Source organism: Pectobacterium peruviense, from assembly GCF_003312355.2.
Lineage (GTDB): Bacteria > Pseudomonadota > Gammaproteobacteria > Enterobacterales > Enterobacteriaceae > Pectobacterium > Pectobacterium peruviense.
This window is the reverse complement of sequence record NZ_CP161826.1, coordinates 1,604,670-1,623,462: the sequence shown is the minus strand read 5'-3', so window position 1 is coordinate 1,623,462 and position 18,793 is coordinate 1,604,670. Positions and strand designations below refer to the sequence as shown.

Genomic DNA, 18,793 nt, shown 5'->3' with positions numbered 1-18,793 from the left:
TAAAATGCCTCGCTGTTACTGCGGATGAGTGTTGGTAGTGTTGATGATGTCTGATTTAACGACTTGTCTCTTGGAACGTACCGGGGTCCAGTCAAGTGCCCCAACGCGTACCAGATAAATCAAACCAGCCAACAGCACCAAAATGAAAATGGTTGCTTCTATGAAGCCAATCCAGCCGCTTTCTTTGATAGACACAGCCCAAGCGTAGAGATAGAGGGCCTCAACGTCGAAGATAACGAAGAACATAGCGACAAGATAAAATTTAGCAGACAGACGTAGCCGCGCTGAACCCACTGAGTCGATCCCGGATTCATAAGGTACGTTTTTGGCTCTGCCTTTTGCTCTCCCGCCCAGCAGGAATCCACCGGTCAGCATGAAGACGCAAAGGCCTATGGCGATGATTAGGAATAGCGCAAACGCCCAATGATGGGCGAGGATTTCAGTAGTTGTTGACATTCTCTTTGCTTACTCATCAAAAGTGGCGGGTAACATCTCTGCTCTATTATCGGCAGTTAATGGGCCACATCGATTAAAAGGAAGGATTAATAACCACAAAAAAGCATGGAAACGTATCAAGTAACCCTTGCTTGGTATGGTTGAGCCCCTAAATTTGTAACCTTTTTTTCAACCTTACTAAAAATAACAGTACATTACTTTACATGCACGCTGTTTTGTTAACATTTTGTGTGCTCACCCGCAGCTAAATCGAGTCAGTACTTTCGTCAGTTAACCAGAGAACAGCGACACAGAAAGCAAGTTTGCTGCGTCACTATACCATTTTCACAGAAAATGCCTGTTCTCCCATGGGGTTATTAGGGGTATTTTTTGATCCAGCACACATTTTTACCAATTTAGTTAGTAAAAAAACCAAGATGCTGCTGGACACGAGGAGATGCCATTTTTCATAACATAATTTTAAAAAAATAGAACCAGCGTTTTATAAAGCACGGAGGACCAATAATCTCGCTACGCATAGCCTATTGATGTGAAATGAAAAACACAAAGTGGGATCAGACTGAGGAAATTGGCTCGCAGAGACCCTGTCAACGCCGGTTTAACACATTAGCCATAAATTATCATCATTCGGGGTGCATCCCTACCCTCCCCGAATGATAGTTAACTACCCATTACGATTAGATCGCATCCTTCAGCGACGGATCGGAAGACAGCTTTCCATTCGTGCTATTTGCTAACATGCTGACAGGCGCAATGTGAGAAGGCTTCCCTGATTCAATCACATTAAAAATTGCCGTCGCCAGTTCACTCTCCTGGTTAGGATTCTGGCAGAGGAAATAACGTGTTTCAGGCAATCTCGGCAACCCTTCCTCCTCGCCTAGCACTCGCAGTTCTGGGCTCATCATTTCTACTGAACGCACGGTGATACCCATGCCGGCTTTCACCGCAGCTCGCACAGCAGATAGCGTTGAAGCCACATACGCGATTCTCCAGGGGATCCCTGCGGCCGTCAGCTGCTGCGTAGCCAACGTACGGAAAGGGCTCGGCTCATCCAGCACAACCAGAGGCACGGGCTCCTGCGCTCGGAACTGATAATCCGCAGCGCAATACCATAACGTAGGAGAACTACGCAATAACACATGAGGAAACACCACACCATTCATTGTGGTAATAACCAGATCTATTTTTCCCTGACTCAGCATTTCCATCATTTCAGCGCTACGCTTTACGCTAACGTTGACGGAGAGTTTAGGAAATACAGAGGTCACCCGATGTAAAATATATGGAAGGATAGTGTCTGCAGTATCGTCAGACGCCCCAATGGTCAGCGTACCCTGAATATCGCTGTACATTAATGAAATACAAGCTTCATCATTGAATTGTAATATTTTTCTGGCATAACCCAGAAACTGGATACCATGTTCGGTCAGCAGTTTATTACGCCCGTGCCGAGCAAAAAGCTCCTTTCCGATGAGTTGCTCCAGCCGCTGCATCTGCTGGCTGACAGCCGATTGAGTTCGATTGACTGCGGCCGCCGCGGCTGCAAACGTATTTAAATCTGCAACGGCAACAAACGTCCTCAGTAAATCAAGATCGAGATTAAGTACTGGTCGATTTGCACTGGTCATACGTTTTTTCACTTATCTATTTTAATTTTAACAAAATATTCCTGGTGTTTTATTACATGTAAAGGTAATGACCGATACATTTAAAGACACTATCGCAGACGCACGATAAGGGCAAAAAAATACTTATATTTCGTTACCCCTATCGCCTTTCCATTGGTAAGACATCATGTAATTAAATGGCTCACCAGCCTTAATCCTTAATTCAATAACAACAACACTTTCTCTTTATTTCATCCTGAAAAATAAATACGCTCCACACTTAAATAAACGAGCTTTCCCTGTCACCTTATTCTGGCGCTAAAAAAGTGCGGTATGAATAGTCGTCCGCCCCCTACCATATCGCACCATCCAACGAGTACACAACCATATAGTGCAGATGCGCAATCATTTGCAGCGAAAGCGATAATCATTCTTCAAAAGGTACTATAGGAGGAGTACATTAAGCAGGTTATGCTATTCCGTATGGGAATATGCGCTCTCTGCAGAAGGTTCGTACTATTTATGTCTCCGATTGAAAAATCCAAGAAACTGGAGAACGTATGCTATGACATCCGTGGCCCAGTCTTAAAGGAAGCCAAGCGGCTTGAAGAAGAAGGTAATAAAGTCCTTAAACTGAATATTGGCAACCCTGCCCCTTTCGGCTTTGAGGCACCGGACGAAATTCTGGTCGATGTCATCCGTAACCTGCCGACTGCACAGGGCTACTGTGACTCCAAGGGGCTCTATTCCGCCCGTAAGGCCATCGTTCAACACTATCAAGCGCGTGATATGCGTGATATGACGGTTGAAGACGTCTACATTGGCAACGGTGTTTCTGAACTCATCGTGCAGTCCATGCAGGCGCTACTCAATCCGGGTGATGAAATGCTGGTTCCCGCACCGGATTACCCACTCTGGACCGCGGCGGTTTCCCTGTCTAACGGTAATGCCGTTCACTATCTCTGCGATGAGTCCTCCGATTGGTTCCCCGATCTGGATGATATCCGCAAAAAAATCACGACCAATACTCGCGGTATTGTCATCATCAACCCGAATAATCCGACGGGTGCGGTCTACAGCAAAGAGTTACTGCTGGATATCGTGGCTATCGCGCGTGAACATAACCTGATCATTTTCGCCGACGAAATTTACGACAAAATTCTCTATGACGATGCGCAGCACCACTCTATTGCAGCGTTAGCGCCAGACCTGCTGACAGTCACGTTCAATGGGCTGTCCAAGACATATCGTGTGGCGGGGTTCCGTCAAGGCTGGATGGTACTGAACGGCCCGAAAAAGCACGCAAAAGGGTACATTGAAGGGCTGGAAATGCTGGCATCCATGCGTTTGTGTGCCAACGTGCCAATGCAGCATGCGATTCAGACCGCCTTGGGTGGCTACCAAAGTATCAGTGAGTTTATTCAACCCGGTGGACGTCTGTATGAACAGCGCAATCGTTCATGGGAATTGATCAATCAGATCCCTGGCGTGTCATGTGTAAAACCACGCGGCGCGCTGTATATGTTCCCACGCATTGATGCCAAACGCTTTAATATCCACGACGACCAAAAATTGGTGCTGGATCTCCTGCTACAGGAAAAAGTGTTACTGGTTCAGGGAACTGCATTTAACTGGCCTTACCCGGATCATGTACGTATCGTCACGCTGCCGCGTATTGATGAACTGGACATGGCAATCCACAAATTAGGGCGCTTCCTGGGGCACTATCACCAATAACCCAGCAGTAATCGAACCTTCTATCGCCGGGCCGTCGTCGCCCGGCGAAAACCTGACCTTCGTTTGCATAATCTTCAGCAAGTCCCCACAATAGACGCCCACGATATCAATATTTCACTGTGCTGTTGTCTGAGAGATCGCCATGAATCAGAGCCACTTTTTCGCCCACTTATCCCGTCTAAAACTGATCAGCCGTTGGCCATTGATGCGCAATGTGCGTACGGAAAACGTCTCCGAGCACAGCCTTCAGGTCGCCTTTGTCGCTCACGCGCTTGCAGTCATCAAAAACCGCAAATTCGAAGGTAACCTGAACGCAGAACGTATCGCGCTATTGGCGATGTATCATGATGCTAGCGAAGTGCTGACAGGTGACATGCCGACCCCCATCAAGTACTACAACGCGCAGATCGCGCATGAGTACAAAAAGATAGAGAAGATTGCACAGCAGAAACTGATCGAGATGTTGCCTGAAGAGTTGCAGCAGGATTATCGGATGCTGCTGGATGACAATTATACCAGCGAAGAAGAACGCGCCATCGTTAAGCAGGCAGACGCACTTTGCGCCTACCTGAAATGCCTGGAAGAATTATCCGCAGGAAACGCAGAGTTCACGCTTGCCAAAGCGCGGTTGGAAAAAACATTACAGCTGCGCCACAGTCTGGAAATGGACTATTTCATGACGGTGTTCGTTCCCAGCTTCAGCCTGTCGCTCGACGAAATCAGTCAAGACTCTCCGTTATAACGAACGTCCGCTATAACGGGCTGGAAACATCAGAACGGGTACAGCCACGGCACCATCACTACGCTGACAAGCATCACCAGTATGGTAAAGGGGACACCCATGCGCACAAAGTCCCCGAATTTATAACCGCCCGGCCCCAGCACCAGTGTATTCACAGGTGACGACACTGGCGTCATAAACGCGGCAGATGCCGCAACGGCAATAATCATCGCAAAAGGATACGGTGACACACCCATCTGCTTCGCCGCAGCAATCGCAATAGGTGCCATCAACACCGCGGTCGCCGTGTTGGAAATAAACAGGCCAATCACGGCACACAGCACGAATAAGCACACCAGCATCACATGTGGCCCTGCATTCCCGGCAACATCCATCAGCCCCTTAACAATCAGCGCAACACCGCCAGTTTGCTGTAGCGCCAGCGCAAACGGCATCATCCCGACAATAAGAATAATGCTCGGCCAGTGAATTGCTCGATAGGCACCTTCCATGTCGATACAGCGGAATTTGCCCATCAGCAAACATGCGATCAGCGCAGCAACCGCATTCGGTATTTCATCCGTCAGCATCATCGCGACCATCAATGCCAGACAAAACAGCGCATGTGGCGCCTGACTCACCGCAGGGGCAACATCATCAACTTCAGCAGGAAGATTAAGCAAAAGAAAGTCGTTCTTCTGCGTATGCAGTTGCCGAATCATACGCCAGTCGCCCATAACCAGCAGAATATCACCGAGTTGGAGCGGTTCATCGGCGAGGATACCCTCCATCGCTTCACCTGCCCGGCGAATCCCCACGACGCTCAGGCCGTAGCGACTACGAAACCCGACATCGTAAAGCGTTTTCCCGAGCAGCTCAGAGTCGGGGATCAAAGAGACTTCCGCCATTCCCACATCACGCGCCTGCTCAGAGAAATACTCACCGCGCAGCACCATCGGTTCAAGCCGCTGCGAGGTGCAAAATTCGCGTAAATCCATCTCAGATGCCGACATGTCGATCAGCAGCACATCGTTCAGGCGAAGCTCGGTATTACCAGCCACACTGATCATCACGCGGCGAAATTTACGCCAGCGCTCAATCCCAACCACATTCGCCCCAAAACGCTGACGCAGGCGCAGGTCATCCAGACGGTGCCCGATAAAAGGCGATCCTGGCCGAATTGCCAGCCGGCGTGCCCTGCCCGTCAGGCGGTAATCACGAATCAAATCGCGAAACGTTCTTCTCTTCCACATTTCTTTTGCTGTTGCCGTCTCTGCATCGCCAAGCCAGTAACGCGCAACCATCATATACGCCACGCCTAACAACAACACGACCATCCCTATCGGCGTTACGCTGAAGAACCCGAAACCCGCAACGCCCTCGCGCACCAGTTCGCTGCTCACCACCATATTCGGCGGCGTCGCCACCAGCGTCATCATGCCGCTAATCAACCCAGCAAAGCTCAGCGGCATCATCAACCTTCCGGGAGAAATTTTCATTCGTGCGGAAACACTCAGTACCACAGGAATAAAAATGGCGACAACACCAGTGGAACTCATGAAGGCACCCAGCAACGCAACGGTGACCATCAGCAAGATCAGCATCTTTATTTCACTGCTGCCCGCAACGCGAACCAGCCAATCACCAACCTGATAAGCAACACCGGTACGAACCAACCCTTCACCTATCACAAACAGGGCAGCAATCAATATCACATTGGGATCGCTGAAACCTACCAGCGCTTCAGATAGCGTCAGTGTACCGCTCAATACAAATGCGATAATGACCAATAGCGCGACGACGTCCATGCGTAATTTATTAGTGGTAAACAACACAATGGCGATCAGCAACAGGGATAAAACCCAGAGAAGTTCGCTATTCAAAACGGTTCCCCTGATGGAAAAATACATGTTGAGAGGTGTGGGTTTCAGCATGCCATGAAAAAGAAAGCTAACGCCCATTCAGCTTGAAGTATGACAAATATAGTCTGCCATAAAAAAACCTCGCGGATGCGAGGTTTGATCATATTTAGTCACAGTTTTGTCATTATGTTACAGACAGCCTACTGGCGCAGAAGCACCTTCGCGCCGTTCGGTAATTGTTCTATTTCTATCTGCTCCAGCGAATCAAGAATCAGATCGACCTCATCTAACCCCGGCGTATCCGCTGGCGCTTTCACAGCGATGACTTTGCAGCCAGCCGCCAGACCCGATAGCACGCCCGCGGGCGCATCCTCAACGACCACACACTCTTCCGGCTTCAGCCCTAGCTGCTGTGCGCCAAGTAAATAAGCATCAGGATTCGGCTTACCTTTAGCAACCTGCTCCGCCGTGATAAAAGCACGAGGAGCAGGTAGTTCTCCGCGTTGATGACGAGCGCTGGCAATCGGCACCGTACCAGATGTCACAATCGCCCAGGGAATATTCAGCGCATCTAAACGTTCCAACAGCGCCTTCGCTCCAGGCATGGCAACAATACCTTGCGTATCAGAAGCCTCTGTTTTCTCCAGCGCATCGAACTCCTGTTGAATCGTTTCTTCGCTCTGCCCCTGAAGAAAGTGACGCAAGGACGTGATTGCCTGCTTGCCGTGAATAAAATCCAGCACTTCCTGTGGTTCAATATCGTGATCTTTTGCCCAGTTAATCCACGCACGTTCTACAGCAGGCAGTGAATCAACTAGCGTCCCATCGAGGTCGAACAGAAAACCTTTACACTCCACAGAAAGCCCCTTTTTCATTAATCAGGCGTTGATGATCTGTGCGATCTCAACCGCACTCAAGTGATACTGGCGCGGGCAGGACTGCCAGACAGCCAGCATTCTGTTGTATTTTTCCCACATTTTCGTCTGAGCATTAAAACCATGCGTGCCAGCATCAAAATGAGGATAGCGACCTTCTACATGCACCATAAAGCGTACAAAGCCGAGGTAACGCGCTTCCGTTGCAGCGTCAAAGCCCAGGAAAGTGAGACGTCGTTCATCCAGATCTTGCTTATCTTTTAGATTGGTCCACGACACCTGCAAAGCATGATGCATTTCCATGACGTTAATAATGGTGCGGCAAACCTCTTCGGTCAGCTCACCAAACTCGCGGTCCAGTTCACGCATCTGCAAACCGTAACCACGCTCAATGATCGTTTGTAGCCGACGATAACGTTCAGCATTATCTGGATCGAGCATCGTCATCATTTTGTATTGGTTTGAAAGGATCAATCTCTGGGCATTCGTCATTTCCATGTTGCTCTCCTGAACCCTCTTTGGTGTAAGCCAATGTCGCTAAATAGGTATTAACCGCAGAATCGCATACTGAATCGTGTCACGATAGCGGTAGCCACCGCTTCTTTGATTTGAAACAGGGGAAAGAACAAAATAGCCATCAACCCGCACACAGCCTGACGCCGATCACAAATCATCAAGGAAGGTTTTATCAAGCTGGTTAAATGCACGTTTCAGCACATCCGCCAATGTTTGGTAAGTGGGCGCTTCTTCCAGAGGCGCTAATGCCTGACCTGACTCCAATAGCTTATGGCGAATCTCATGGAACCACTGTGCCAGCGTCGGAGGTAAAGGCGTAACAGAGCGGCGACCAAGCCACCAGAGCCCCTGTAGCGGTAGGCTACAAGCAAAAAGCGCGGTGGCGATGGCTGGGCCGAGCTGGCCACCAAGCGCAATCTGCCACGTCAAGGTAAACACTGCCAGTGGCGGCATGATGCGAATACCAAACCGCGTCGCTCGCGCCACACGGTTTTCAGGAAATATAGGTGCCAACTGCTTTTCTGCTGGCCACGTCTTCATGTAATGCTGCCCACGTTGGAGTAACTGTAGCCAACTGATTCTACTGTCTGGTTTCGTCGCCATAGCCACACCTCAACTTTACAGATAAAAAATAAAACTTTTGCACAAATCAACAACTCAAGTTGATAAGGTTAAAATATATTTTGTGTTTAGCCTACGCTATCGGTATCCTAAATCGGCCTTTTGGCCGCTGTATACCTAAAGTAGTATGACTACACGCAAGGAGTATAATTCCCTTCGCGATATAAGCGCAGCCAACGGCCATAACGCGGTTATCCATCGTTTTAAAAGCTGCGGTTTACATTAGGTCGCTGTCGCATTGTTGTAGCGATTATTCGATATAACATACGTCATAGTATCGACCCTATTTCACCATTGTGTCTGGTGTATCACACCAAGGTATGATGTTAATCATAAATGCCAGTGGCGGCATGCGATACGCTATGCCCTGTATGACATTTTTTTAACCATGTATAACAAGTAGGTACTTCCATGTCGAGTAAGTTAGTACTGGTTCTTAACTGCGGTAGTTCATCCCTGAAATTCGCGATCATCGATGCGATTAACGGAGAAGAGTACCTGTCTGGTTTAGCCGAATGTTTCAACCTGCCTGAAGCCCGCATCAAATGGAAAATGGACGGCGGTAAACACGACGCCGAACTGGGTGCCGGTGCAGCTCACAGCGAAGCGCTGAACTTCATCGTCAATACCATTCTGTCTCAGAAGCCAGATCTGTCTGCTCAGTTGGTTGCTATTGGCCACCGTATCGTTCACGGCGGTGAGAAGTTCACCCAATCCGCGATCATCACTGATGATGTTCTTCAGGGTATCAAAGATTCCGTACCTTTTGCACCTTTGCACAACCCGGCGCACCTGATCGGTATCGACGAAGCACTGAAATCTTTCCCGAACCTGGCTGATAAAAACGTCGCTGTTTTCGACACCGCGTTTCATCAGACCATGCCGGAAGAATCCTACCTTTATGCACTGCCGTACAAACTGTATAAAGAAAACCACATCCGTCGTTATGGCGCGCACGGCACCAGTCACTACTTCGTTTCTCGCGAAGCCGCAAAAGTGCTGAACAAGCCAGTAGAAGAGCTGAACGTCATCACTTGCCATCTGGGCAATGGTGGTTCCGTTACTGCAATCCGTAACGGCGAATGCGTTGACACCTCTATGGGTCTGACCCCGTTGGAAGGCCTGGTGATGGGAACGCGTTCCGGCGATATCGATCCCGCCATCATTTTCCATCTGCACGACGCACTGGGTATGGATGTTGCTAGCATCAACACTCTGCTGACCAAAGAATCTGGTCTGCTGGGTCTGACTGAAGTAACCAGCGACTGCCGCTACGTTGAAGATAACTACGAGACGAAAGCAGATGCTAAACGTGCAATGGACGTTTACTGCCACCGTCTGGCTAAATACATCGGTTCTTACGCTGCACTGATGGAAGGCCGTCTGGATGCCGTAATCTTCACCGGTGGTATCGGTGAAAACGCAGCAATGGTTCGCGAACTGTCGCTGAAAAAACTCGGCCTGCTGGGCTTTGATGTCGACCACGAACGTAACCTGGCGGCACGCTTCGGTAAAGGTGGCAACATCGCTAAAGATGGAACCCGTCCGGCGCTGGTTATCCCGACCAATGAAGAATTGGTCATCGCCGAAGACGCTTACCGTCTGACCGCGTAAAACACGTAACTCCCAACACCGTCAGCCAAGGCTGACGGTGTTGTTTTTGACTAACGAGCAACCGTAAAGAGGTTCGGCCGTGTCCCGTATAATCATGTTGATCCCCACTGGCACCAGCGTTGGTCTGACAAGCGTCAGCCTGGGTGTCATCCGCTCCATGGAACAGAAAGGCGTTCGCCTGAGCGTGTTCAAACCTATCGCCCAGCCGCGCAGTGGCGACAATACGCCAGATCAAACCACCACTATTATTCGTGCTAATTCCGCTATCAACGCCGCCGAACCGCTGGCGATGAGCCGCGTTGAAGCCCTGCTGAGTTCCAATCAGCAAGACGTGCTGATGGAAGAAATCATCGCGCGCTACCACGAAAATACCAAAGATGCTGAAGTCGTTCTGGTTGAAGGTCTGGTTCCTACGCGTAAGCACCAATTTGCTAATGCGCTGAACTATGAAATCGCCAAAACGCTGAACGCAGAAATCGTCTTCGTACTGGCGCTGGGCAACGATTCCCCAGCACAGCTGAAAGACCGTATCGAACTGGCACGTTCCAGCTTCGGCGGCAGCAAAAACAAAAACATCACTGGCGTGATCATCAACAAACTGAATGCGCCAGTAGACGATCAGGGCCGTACTCGCCCTGACCTGTCTGAAATCTTTGATGACTCCACGAAAGCCAGCGTTGCCAACATCGATCCTAAGCAGCTGTTCGCTAACAGCCCGCTGCCGGTGCTGGGTTGCATTCCGTGGAGCTTCGACCTGATTGCTACGCGTGCCATCGATATGGCGAAGCACCTGAATGCCCGCATCGTCAATGAAGGTGATATCCAGACGCGTCGCGTTAAGTCTGTGACCTTCTGCGCACGCAGCATTCCCCATATGCTGGAGCATTTCCGTCCGGGCTCACTCCTGGTGACTTCCGCTGACCGCCCTGACGTTCTGGTTGCCGCCTGTCTGGCTGCGATGAACGGCGTGGAAATCGGTGCCCTGCTGCTGACTGGCGGCTACGAAATGGATCCGAGCATTGCCAAACTGTGTGAACGTGCCTTCCAAACTGGCCTGCCAGTATTTATGGTTGACACCAACACCTGGCAGACTTCACTCAGCCTACAAAGCTTCAACCTTGAAGTACCGGCTGATGACCGTCAGCGCGTTGAGAAAGTGCAGGAATACGTCGCACGCCACATCGACGCCCAGTGGATCGATTCACTGAGCGCTGAGTCTGAGCGTTCACGTCGTCTGTCTCCACCAGCGTTCCGCTACCAGTTGACCGAACTGGCGCGCAAAGCAGGCAAACGTATCGTTCTGCCAGAAGGTGATGAACCACGTACCGTTAAAGCCGCATCTATCTGTGCTGAACGCGGTATTGCACAATGTGTGCTGATCGGTAACCCGGAAGAGATTCAACGTGTTGCCGCGGCTCAGGGTGTAGAACTGGGCAAAGGCATCGAAATCGTCGACCCGATTGTCGTACGTGAGCGCTACGTGGCACGTCTGGTTGAACTGCGTAAGAGCAAGGGCATGACCGAAGTGGTTGCGCGCGAACAGCTCGAAGACAACGTGGTTCTGGGTACGCTGATGTTGGAACAGGGTGAAGTTGACGGTCTGGTTTCTGGTGCCGTGCATACCACCGCCAACACCATCCGTCCGCCGTTGCAGCTGATCAAAACTTCACCGGGCAGTTCGCTGGTGTCTTCCGTGTTCTTCATGCTGCTGCCTGAGCAGGTTCTGGTTTACGGCGACTGCGCCATCAATCCAGATCCGACCGCAGAGCAATTGGCTGAAATCGCAATCCAGTCTGCTGACTCCGCTACCGCATTCGGTATCGACCCACGTGTTGCAATGATCTCCTACTCTACCGGTAACTCCGGCGCGGGTAGCGATGTTGAGAAAGTGCGTGAAGCGACCCGTCTGGCGCAGGAAAAACGTCCTGATCTGGTCATCGATGGTCCGCTGCAATACGACGCAGCTATCATGGCAGACGTTGCACAGTCCAAAGCACCGAACTCACCTGTTGCGGGTAAAGCTACCGTGTTCATCTTCCCTGATCTGAACACTGGTAACACCACATACAAAGCGGTACAGCGTTCTGCCGACCTGATCTCCATCGGGCCAATGCTGCAAGGCATGCGTAAACCGGTTAACGACCTGTCTCGTGGCGCACTGGTAGACGATATCGTTTACACCGTCGCTCTGACCGCAATTCAGGCTACACAGCTCTAATCTATTCAGATTAATTCTGTTATCTTCTATGCCAGCCTCAGGGCTGGCATTTTTATTGCCATTCGCACGAAAAATCACACCACGCAGACACAAAAACAACCATAAAACAGGGTCGATGGATGACTGTAATACAACGAGTAGATCAACACTTTCAGCAGCAATTGGAAAAAGGGATCACACCTTCATCGCCAAAAGGGTTAGCCCGTTTTTTTATTGAATTTCTCTATTTCGGCGTCAAAGAAGCCCGCGCCTGTCTCTTCGTTGGTCTGTTCTTTCTTGCGGTTTTCAGCGTGCCGAAAGCGGGCTGGTTTTCTATCCCGCGTTATGATTTGCTGCTGATATTCGCCATTCTGATTCAGGGATGGATGGTTGCCAGCAAATTGGAAACCTGGGACGAGTTAAAAGCCGTTACGTTGTTTCATCTCGTGGGTTTTGCGCTTGAGGTCTTTAAAACCTCATCGGGTATTCGTTCCTGGTCTTATCCTGATTTCGCCTATACCAAGGTATTCGGTGTGCCACTGTTCGCCGGATTCATGTACGCCTCTGTAGGTAGCTACATCATTCAGTCATGGCGATTGTTTGATCTTAAAATTCGCCATCACCCGCCCTACTGGCTGGCGACGCTGGTTGCGCTACTTATTTATGCTAATTTCTTCACCCACCACTACATCGGCGACTATCGCTGGTACATCGCCGCACTAGCCGTCGGGCTCTATGCACGGACCACCGTCATTTTCACGCCTTACGATCGGGAACGGCGAATGCCGCTGTCATTGGCTTTTATTCTGATCGGCTTTTTCATCTGGCTGGCTGAAAATATCAGTACGTTTTTCAGTATCTGGAGTTATCCAGAACAGCTCGGCGCTTGGTCGATGGTTCACGTAGGGAAATGGAGTTCGTGGGCTTTGCTGGTGATCATGACGTTCACCATCGTGATTTACCTGAAGGATATCAAAAAGAGTATTCATGTTCCTGAGTGATGCACTGCGCGCCATCATCTGGAAATAGACGCCGCTGCGGAGAAAAAGCAGCGGCGAGGTAGGGATTTAGCTGATGTTAGATTATTTCTGAGAATCGGCTTCCGATGACTCAACGCCGCTGTCGTTTTCATCATGAACACTGTCATCATGAATGCTTTCATCATGAGTACTTTCAGCATAAACAACAGATGCCGCAGAGGCTGCTACCGCTTCGTTCAACTTACGTGAAATCGGCTTGCCATATTCCTGATCGCTATAGCGCGTCAGCCACAGCGACAGGGCTTTCAGGGAGTCCGGCGTAAACTCATCGCAGCGTGCAGTGATTTCTTGCGGCGTCAGCCAGCTGACTTCATCAACTTCTTCTTCCTGTAGCGCGAACGGCCCGTGGGTGACGCAGCTAAATAACCCGCCCCATACTCGGCAATTTTCGCCTTCATAATAGAACGAACCGTGTTCCGCGAACGGCACGCCAGCAATACCAAGCTCTTCTTCAGCTTCACGACGCGCGGATTCCAACATCTGTTCGCCGCTTTGCACCACGCCGCCTGCGGTTGCATCCAGCCAGCCTGGATAGAAATCTTTGATTTTCGTCCGGCGCTGCACCAGAATTTTACCCATGCCATCATGCACAACAATGTAAGTGGCGCGATGACGAAGACTCTGAGCACGCATCTGCTGACGACTTGACTGAGCAATTACCTCGTTGTTTTCATTGACGATATCAACCCACTCTGTGCCTGCTGCCTGACTTTGTTCCGCCATCCTCTGAAACCCTTTAGTATTGGCACGTTGCTACGCGCGTCTGTTTTAAATGATCGATCTTTGCTGCGAATATTCTCTGCTACCTTGCCATTATTCAAGGTCAAAAACAGGATATACGCTAAATTAGTGCCTAATCACGACCTGTGCAATAGGCTCACCACCGTGTAGTGGCAGAACCCGCAGTTCATCTTGTTCAAGCAAACCGTAGCTCGCGGGGTATCCCCCTTTTGGCAAGCTCACTGAGCCGGGATTAAAAAAATAGTATTCACCGCGTTGCTCAGCAACCGGGATATGAGTGTGGCCATATACCAGCACATCCCCCGCGTGTAACGGCGGTAGATTATCTGGATGATAAAGATGACCGTGCGTCAGGAAAAGGCGATTCTGCGGCAATAGCACATGTTGCCACGGTGCCGTTATCGGAAAGCTCAAGAGCATCTGATCAACCTCGCTGTCGCAGTTCCCTCGCACGGCAATGATGCGTGACGCATAATCGTTCAATCGAGCAGCCACTTCAGCAGGCTGATACTTTTCCGGCAGCGGGTTGCGCGGGCCATGATTGAGAAAATCGCCCAGTAAAATAAGCCAGTCAGCGTGACTCTGCTCAAAAATTTCCAACACGCGCTCCGTCGCACTAAGAGAACCGTGTATATCGGACGCAAACATCAATTTCATCGCTCATCCCCGCAGCGTTTATATCAACCATGTTGTATCCACAACAGCGTCATCCTTCATTGGACGTAGTCTATCAAAGTTGGCGGGGGCTTCCGGTAAAGATCGTGCAACGGCGTGCGCCATCGCTTATTTTTCACTCGCAGAAGTGGTAGGGTAAGAGCCCGTTCCTCAATACGCTATTCTGACAGCGCACCGCTCTCTGAAGCGGTCAACTGCCATACAGTTCCATGATGTTTTTCTGAATTAAAACGGAGACTTGATTCATGATTGACCTGTATTACGCACCAACCCCGAATGGGCACAAGATCACCCTGTTTCTGGAAGAAGCTAATCTCCCCTACCAACTCCACCGCGTAAACATCAGCAAAGGCGAACAGTTCAAGCCGGAATTTTTGGCTATTTCGCCTAACAACAAAATTCCCGCAATTGTCGACACGCAACCCGCGGAAGGTGACACACCGATTAGCATGTTCGAATCTGGGGCGATCTTACTCTATCTAGCGGAAAAACACGGCGTATTGCTGAGTTCGTCTCTACGTGAGCGTACAGCCACACTACAGTGGCTGTTCTGGCAAGTCGCTGGTTTCGGACCGATGCTGGGGCAGAATCATCATTTTAACCACTATGCGCCTCAGCCAGTGCCTTACGCGATTGAACGCTATCAGCAGGAGACGCAGCGCCTGTATCGCGTACTGGATAAACATCTGCAAGACAGCCTTTGGCTAGCAGGGGAAAATTACAGTATCGCCGATATTGCGACCTACCCATGGGTCGTGTCTTATGCCCGCCAGCGCATCGACCTTGATGAGTATCCCGCAGTGAAGGCGTGGTATACGCGTATTAGCGATCGCCCGGCAACGCAGAGAGCTTACCAGCTAGCCGAGCAGTAAAATTCTGGCGCATCTCATTCGGCCTTTGGGTATCTTCTGTTATGGTAATCAACATATCGTTGTTAATGATACTGTTACCAACGAGCAGCTTACCTGTTAACGATTCCCTGACGCTGTGGTTTATTCGCAGCAACAGAAGCAACCGAGGGCCGAGCAATGCCATATACTCATTCTGACGCCATTATTCGTATAAAAAATCTGCGGCTGCGCACCTTCATCGGCATCAAAGATGAGGAAATCACGAATAAGCAGGATGTGATCATCAACGTTGTGATTCACTACCCAGCAGAAAAAGCGCGTAACAGCGAGAATATCGCTGATGCGTTGAACTACCGCACCATCACCAAAAATATCATTCGCCACGTGGAAGATAACCGCTTCGCTTTGCTGGAAAAATTAACGCAGGATGTGCTCAACATCGCCAGCGATCACGACTGGATAACCTATGCTGAAGTAGAAATAGATAAACCGTTTGCCTTGCGATACGCCGATTCAGTTTCTATGACCCTGCGTTATCACAAGGCATAAAGTTCATATACTCTAAATAATTCGAGTTTCAGGCAGGCGGCAAGGGAAGGAGTCCCGATGAGCTTACTCAAGTAAGTGATTCGGGTGACTGACAAATCTGCCAGAGGCAGATTTGAACGCTGCTTGCAGCGGCCCCTAAGGGGCGAGGCTCACGCCAGTGTGCCGAGTATCGTAGCCAACACACATGCAACTTGAAGTATGACGAGTATAAAGGGGAAGCGATGCAACTACTCATAACAGGCGGAACCGGCCTTATTGGCCGCCATCTTATCCAACGATTACAGCTGCTTTCCCATCACATCACCGTACTGACACGCGATCCTGAGCGCGCACGCGGTGTTCTCGGCAATCAGGTGGAATATTGGTCAACGCTGAGCAATATCACCTCGCTGAACGACTTTGATGGCGTCATTAATCTGGCGGGCGAACCTATCGCCGATAAACGCTGGACGTCACAACAAAAACAACGTTTGGCACAGAGCCGCTGGAGCATCACCGAGCAGCTTGCCACGCTGATTAAAGCCAGCAGTGAGCCGCCAACCGTTTTCATCTCAGGCTCCGCTGTCGGATACTATGGCGATCAAGGCGAAGCGCTGGTCACGGAAGATGAATCCCCTGTCGATGAATTCACACACCACCTGTGCGCCCGCTGGGAAGCGCTAGCACAGTCTGCCGAAAGCGATAAAACTCGCGTCTGCCTGCTGCGCACCGGTATTGTTCTTTCGAATCAGGGCGGGGCGCTTGCAAAAATGCTGCCGATTTTCCGCATCGGGCTCGGTGGGCCGATGGGTTCCGGCAAGCAATATATGCCGTGGATTCATATTGATGACATGGTTAACGGCATTATCTATCTGCTGGACCAGCCAATATTGCGCGGCCCCTTCAATATGGTTGCGCCCTATCCGGTTCACAATGAACAATTTTCCGCCATGCTGGCACACGTATTGGATCGCCCCGGCTTTCTACGAGCGCCCGCTTTCGCGATCAAATTACTGATGGGAGAAGCCTCGACATTGGTGCTAGGTGGACAACGCGCCATCCCACGGAGATTAGAGGCCGCAGGCTTTGGTTTCCGTTTCTTTGAGCTGGAAGAAGCCCTGCAAGACGTCACCAAAAAACCGGGCTGATATTGATAAGATGCCTACGTATTCTCTGCACTTCTGGCGTAAGGAATTGTGCTGAGGTGGGCGTGACTGGCGGGTAAGCCGCATGGATGCGGCGAAAGGCAGTGCCGCGTCGGACAAAAACGTCACGACGTTTTTGAACAGCACTTGTGCTGACCCGAAGGGCGAGTCCCATTTATGGGGAGAGTAATCGCGTCACTGGCGGCCCGAATAGCGATCATGAACACCGATGGGACCGCGCAGCGGCATAATTAGCGCCAAATAGCCACAGGTCAAGGAGCGCGGCAATTGAGTAACCGTGTTGCCGGTCAAGCATTTTTATGAGTCGTCATCCCATAATTTTTGTCATAGGGCTGCTGCGTATGCAGCACGCCATAACACAGATGCACCAGTTTCCTCATCGCCGCCCCTATCGCCACCATCTTCGCTTTTCCTTTTAGCCGCAATCTTTCATAGAGCGCTCTCACATGACTGTTCCAACTGATAGCCGCTATGGCTCCCATATACAGCTTTGCCCGGATGCCCGGCGGCCCTATTTTAGACAATCTGGCTCTGCCACACACCGAGGTGCCTGAACGTCTCTCTACAGGGATAACCCCCAGATACGCCGCCACCTGTTCCGCACTCCTGAAGTGATTACCCCGGATGATGGCTAACATATTCCACCCGATTTGCTCTCCAACTCCATCAATCGATTGCAGAAGTTTCAGGTCGTTTTTTAGCCTGGGATGCTTATCTATATGCTCCGCTATCAGGCGTTCAATCCTTGCCAGCTCATCCTTTAAATTTCGTTCAATCGACTCCAGCGAGGTCAGGACTTCTTCCGGGGCCACTGTGGATTTCAACGTGCTCAGCCGATTTTCTACGCGTTGTTTATCATCAAGCACGCTATCCCTGTGCTGCAATAATGCCCTGAGTTTTCTTATTTCTTGCGAAGGCGGAACCCAATTTTCTGGTTGTTTCAGGTAGCCATAGCACGCCAGAACATAGGCATCCACTTTATCCGTTTTCGTCAATATCCCCATTCCTTTGGCAAATTCACGCACTCGATGGGGATTTGCCACTGACACAAGAATGTTAGCCAGATGAAGGCCATAAGCGAGGTGTTCGTGATAAATGCCCGTCGCTTCCATGATGATATGAGCTTGGCTCGGTTCACATTTTTGCAGGGTTAACCATTGAGCCAAAGCCTGTGCTGAGTTGGGGCCATTGGGTAACACTTTCGTCTTCCGTTTACCTTTAATGCCATCAACCAATAAGCACACATCGATAAAACGTTTACTGATATCAATGCCGACGTAATACATAATGTCCCCCCTTTCACTGAAGCCATCACGCCCGTTCCGCTTGTACATTCAGAGTCAGTGCTCTGGGTAACCGTTCAATGTTAATGTTGGCGTGAAAGGTGAAACAGAGGGCTTAAACTCAATCGCAAGGTTATAGCCTTGGCGCCCCTTGGAAGCTCACTCTGTTTCATGTAGTGATAGCTAATCACTACGGGAGAAAGATACAAGCGCTCCTTGTCGTGCGTGTAGAGAAAGTACAAGGAAATTAATTATTTAACACGCACGAAACTTTTACGCTATTAGATATAAAATCGTGGTAAA

17 protein-coding genes are annotated in these 18,793 nt (G+C 50.2%); 8 read left to right on the top strand and 9 right to left on the bottom strand.

Going from position 1 to position 18,793, the window contains the following annotated elements:
* Positions 1–15: 15 nt before the first annotated feature.
* Together DUT67_RS07375 and lrhA are read right to left on the bottom strand one after the other, a co-directional pair.
* A complete protein-coding gene (locus DUT67_RS07375) occupies positions 16–456 on the bottom strand; it encodes an NADH-quinone oxidoreductase subunit A (protein WP_011094555.1) in 441 nt (146 codons plus the stop codon).
* A 677-nt stretch (positions 457–1,133) separates the two neighbouring features.
* A complete protein-coding gene (gene lrhA, locus DUT67_RS07370) occupies positions 1,134–2,084 on the bottom strand; it encodes a transcriptional regulator LrhA (protein ID WP_113632580.1) in 951 nt (316 codons plus the stop codon).
* A gap of 501 nt (positions 2,085–2,585) precedes the next feature.
* On the opposite strand from lrhA, the gene DUT67_RS07365 reads away from it, so the two are divergent.
* Both DUT67_RS07365 and yfbR read left to right on the top strand, forming a co-directional pair.
* Complete coding sequence (locus DUT67_RS07365) at positions 2,586–3,800, top strand: pyridoxal phosphate-dependent aminotransferase (protein ID WP_095700050.1); 1,215 nt, start codon at positions 2,586–2,588, stop codon at positions 3,798–3,800.
* A 142-nt stretch (positions 3,801–3,942) separates the two neighbouring features.
* Positions 3,943–4,542, top strand: coding sequence for a 5'-deoxynucleotidase (gene yfbR, locus DUT67_RS07360; protein WP_048259476.1), 600 nt, complete (start codon positions 3,943–3,945; stop codon positions 4,540–4,542).
* Between the two features lie 29 nt (positions 4,543–4,571).
* On the opposite strand, the gene DUT67_RS07355 is transcribed toward yfbR, so the two are convergent.
* The 4 genes from DUT67_RS07355 to yfbV form a co-directional block, all read right to left on the bottom strand.
* A complete protein-coding gene (locus DUT67_RS07355; RefSeq protein ID WP_113632575.1) occupies positions 4,572–6,404 on the bottom strand; it encodes an SLC13 family permease in 1,833 nt (610 codons plus the stop codon).
* 179 nt (positions 6,405–6,583) lie between these two features.
* Entirely contained in the window at positions 6,584–7,240 is a 657-nt protein-coding gene (locus DUT67_RS07350; RefSeq protein WP_048259823.1) for a sugar phosphatase, read from the bottom strand.
* A 21-nt stretch (positions 7,241–7,261) separates the two neighbouring features.
* Positions 7,262–7,756 carry a YfbU family protein gene (locus tag DUT67_RS07345; RefSeq protein ID WP_005969861.1) on the bottom strand — a complete coding sequence of 165 codons (495 nt, stop codon included), beginning with the start codon at positions 7,754–7,756 and terminating at the stop codon, positions 7,262–7,264.
* A gap of 165 nt (positions 7,757–7,921) precedes the next feature.
* A complete protein-coding gene (gene yfbV, locus DUT67_RS07340; protein WP_113626140.1) occupies positions 7,922–8,377 on the bottom strand; it encodes a terminus macrodomain insulation protein YfbV in 456 nt (151 codons plus the stop codon).
* A gap of 429 nt (positions 8,378–8,806) precedes the next feature.
* On the opposite strand from yfbV, the gene ackA reads away from it, so the two are divergent.
* From ackA to DUT67_RS07325, 3 genes are all read left to right on the top strand, one after another.
* Complete coding sequence (gene ackA, locus DUT67_RS07335; RefSeq protein WP_048259473.1) at positions 8,807–10,009, top strand: acetate kinase; 1,203 nt, start codon at positions 8,807–8,809, stop codon at positions 10,007–10,009.
* Positions 10,010–10,088: 79 nt separating this feature from the next.
* Positions 10,089–12,227, top strand: coding sequence for a phosphate acetyltransferase (gene pta / locus DUT67_RS07330; protein ID WP_039297009.1), 2,139 nt, complete (start codon positions 10,089–10,091; stop codon positions 12,225–12,227).
* Between the two features lie 119 nt (positions 12,228–12,346).
* A complete protein-coding gene (locus DUT67_RS07325) occupies positions 12,347–13,207 on the top strand; it encodes a DUF817 domain-containing protein (protein ID WP_048259472.1) in 861 nt (286 codons plus the stop codon).
* An 81-nt stretch (positions 13,208–13,288) separates the two neighbouring features.
* Here DUT67_RS07325 and yfcD read toward each other — a convergent pair whose 3' ends face one another.
* Together yfcD and yfcE are read right to left on the bottom strand one after the other, a co-directional pair.
* Entirely contained in the window at positions 13,289–13,969 is a 681-nt protein-coding gene (yfcD, locus tag DUT67_RS07320) for an NUDIX hydrolase YfcD (protein ID WP_113632576.1), read from the bottom strand.
* Between the two features lie 123 nt (positions 13,970–14,092).
* Positions 14,093–14,644, bottom strand: a complete 552-nt coding sequence (gene yfcE, locus DUT67_RS07315; protein ID WP_113632577.1) for a phosphodiesterase — start codon at positions 14,642–14,644, stop codon at positions 14,093–14,095.
* Between the two features lie 263 nt (positions 14,645–14,907).
* Here yfcE and yfcG point away from each other — a divergent pair, with 263 nt between their 5' ends.
* The 3 genes from yfcG (at position 14,908) to DUT67_RS07300 (ending at position 17,189) form a co-directional block, all read left to right on the top strand.
* Positions 14,908–15,534 carry a GSH-dependent disulfide bond oxidoreductase gene (yfcG, locus tag DUT67_RS07310; RefSeq protein WP_113632578.1) on the top strand — a complete coding sequence of 209 codons (627 nt, stop codon included), beginning with the start codon at positions 14,908–14,910 and terminating at the stop codon, positions 15,532–15,534.
* A 156-nt stretch (positions 15,535–15,690) separates the two neighbouring features.
* Positions 15,691–16,062: a dihydroneopterin triphosphate 2'-epimerase gene (gene folX / locus DUT67_RS07305; protein WP_048259469.1), complete on the top strand. Its 372-nt coding sequence runs from the start codon at positions 15,691–15,693 to the stop codon at positions 16,060–16,062.
* A 221-nt stretch (positions 16,063–16,283) separates the two neighbouring features.
* On the top strand, positions 16,284–17,189 hold the full coding sequence (locus DUT67_RS07300; RefSeq protein ID WP_113626134.1) for a TIGR01777 family oxidoreductase: 906 nt from the start codon (positions 16,284–16,286) through the stop codon (positions 17,187–17,189).
* A 305-nt stretch (positions 17,190–17,494) separates the two neighbouring features.
* Here DUT67_RS07300 and DUT67_RS07295 read toward each other — a convergent pair whose 3' ends face one another.
* Entirely contained in the window at positions 17,495–18,493 is a 999-nt protein-coding gene (locus DUT67_RS07295; protein WP_113628142.1) for an IS110 family transposase, read from the bottom strand.
* Positions 18,494–18,793: the final 300 nt, after the last annotated feature.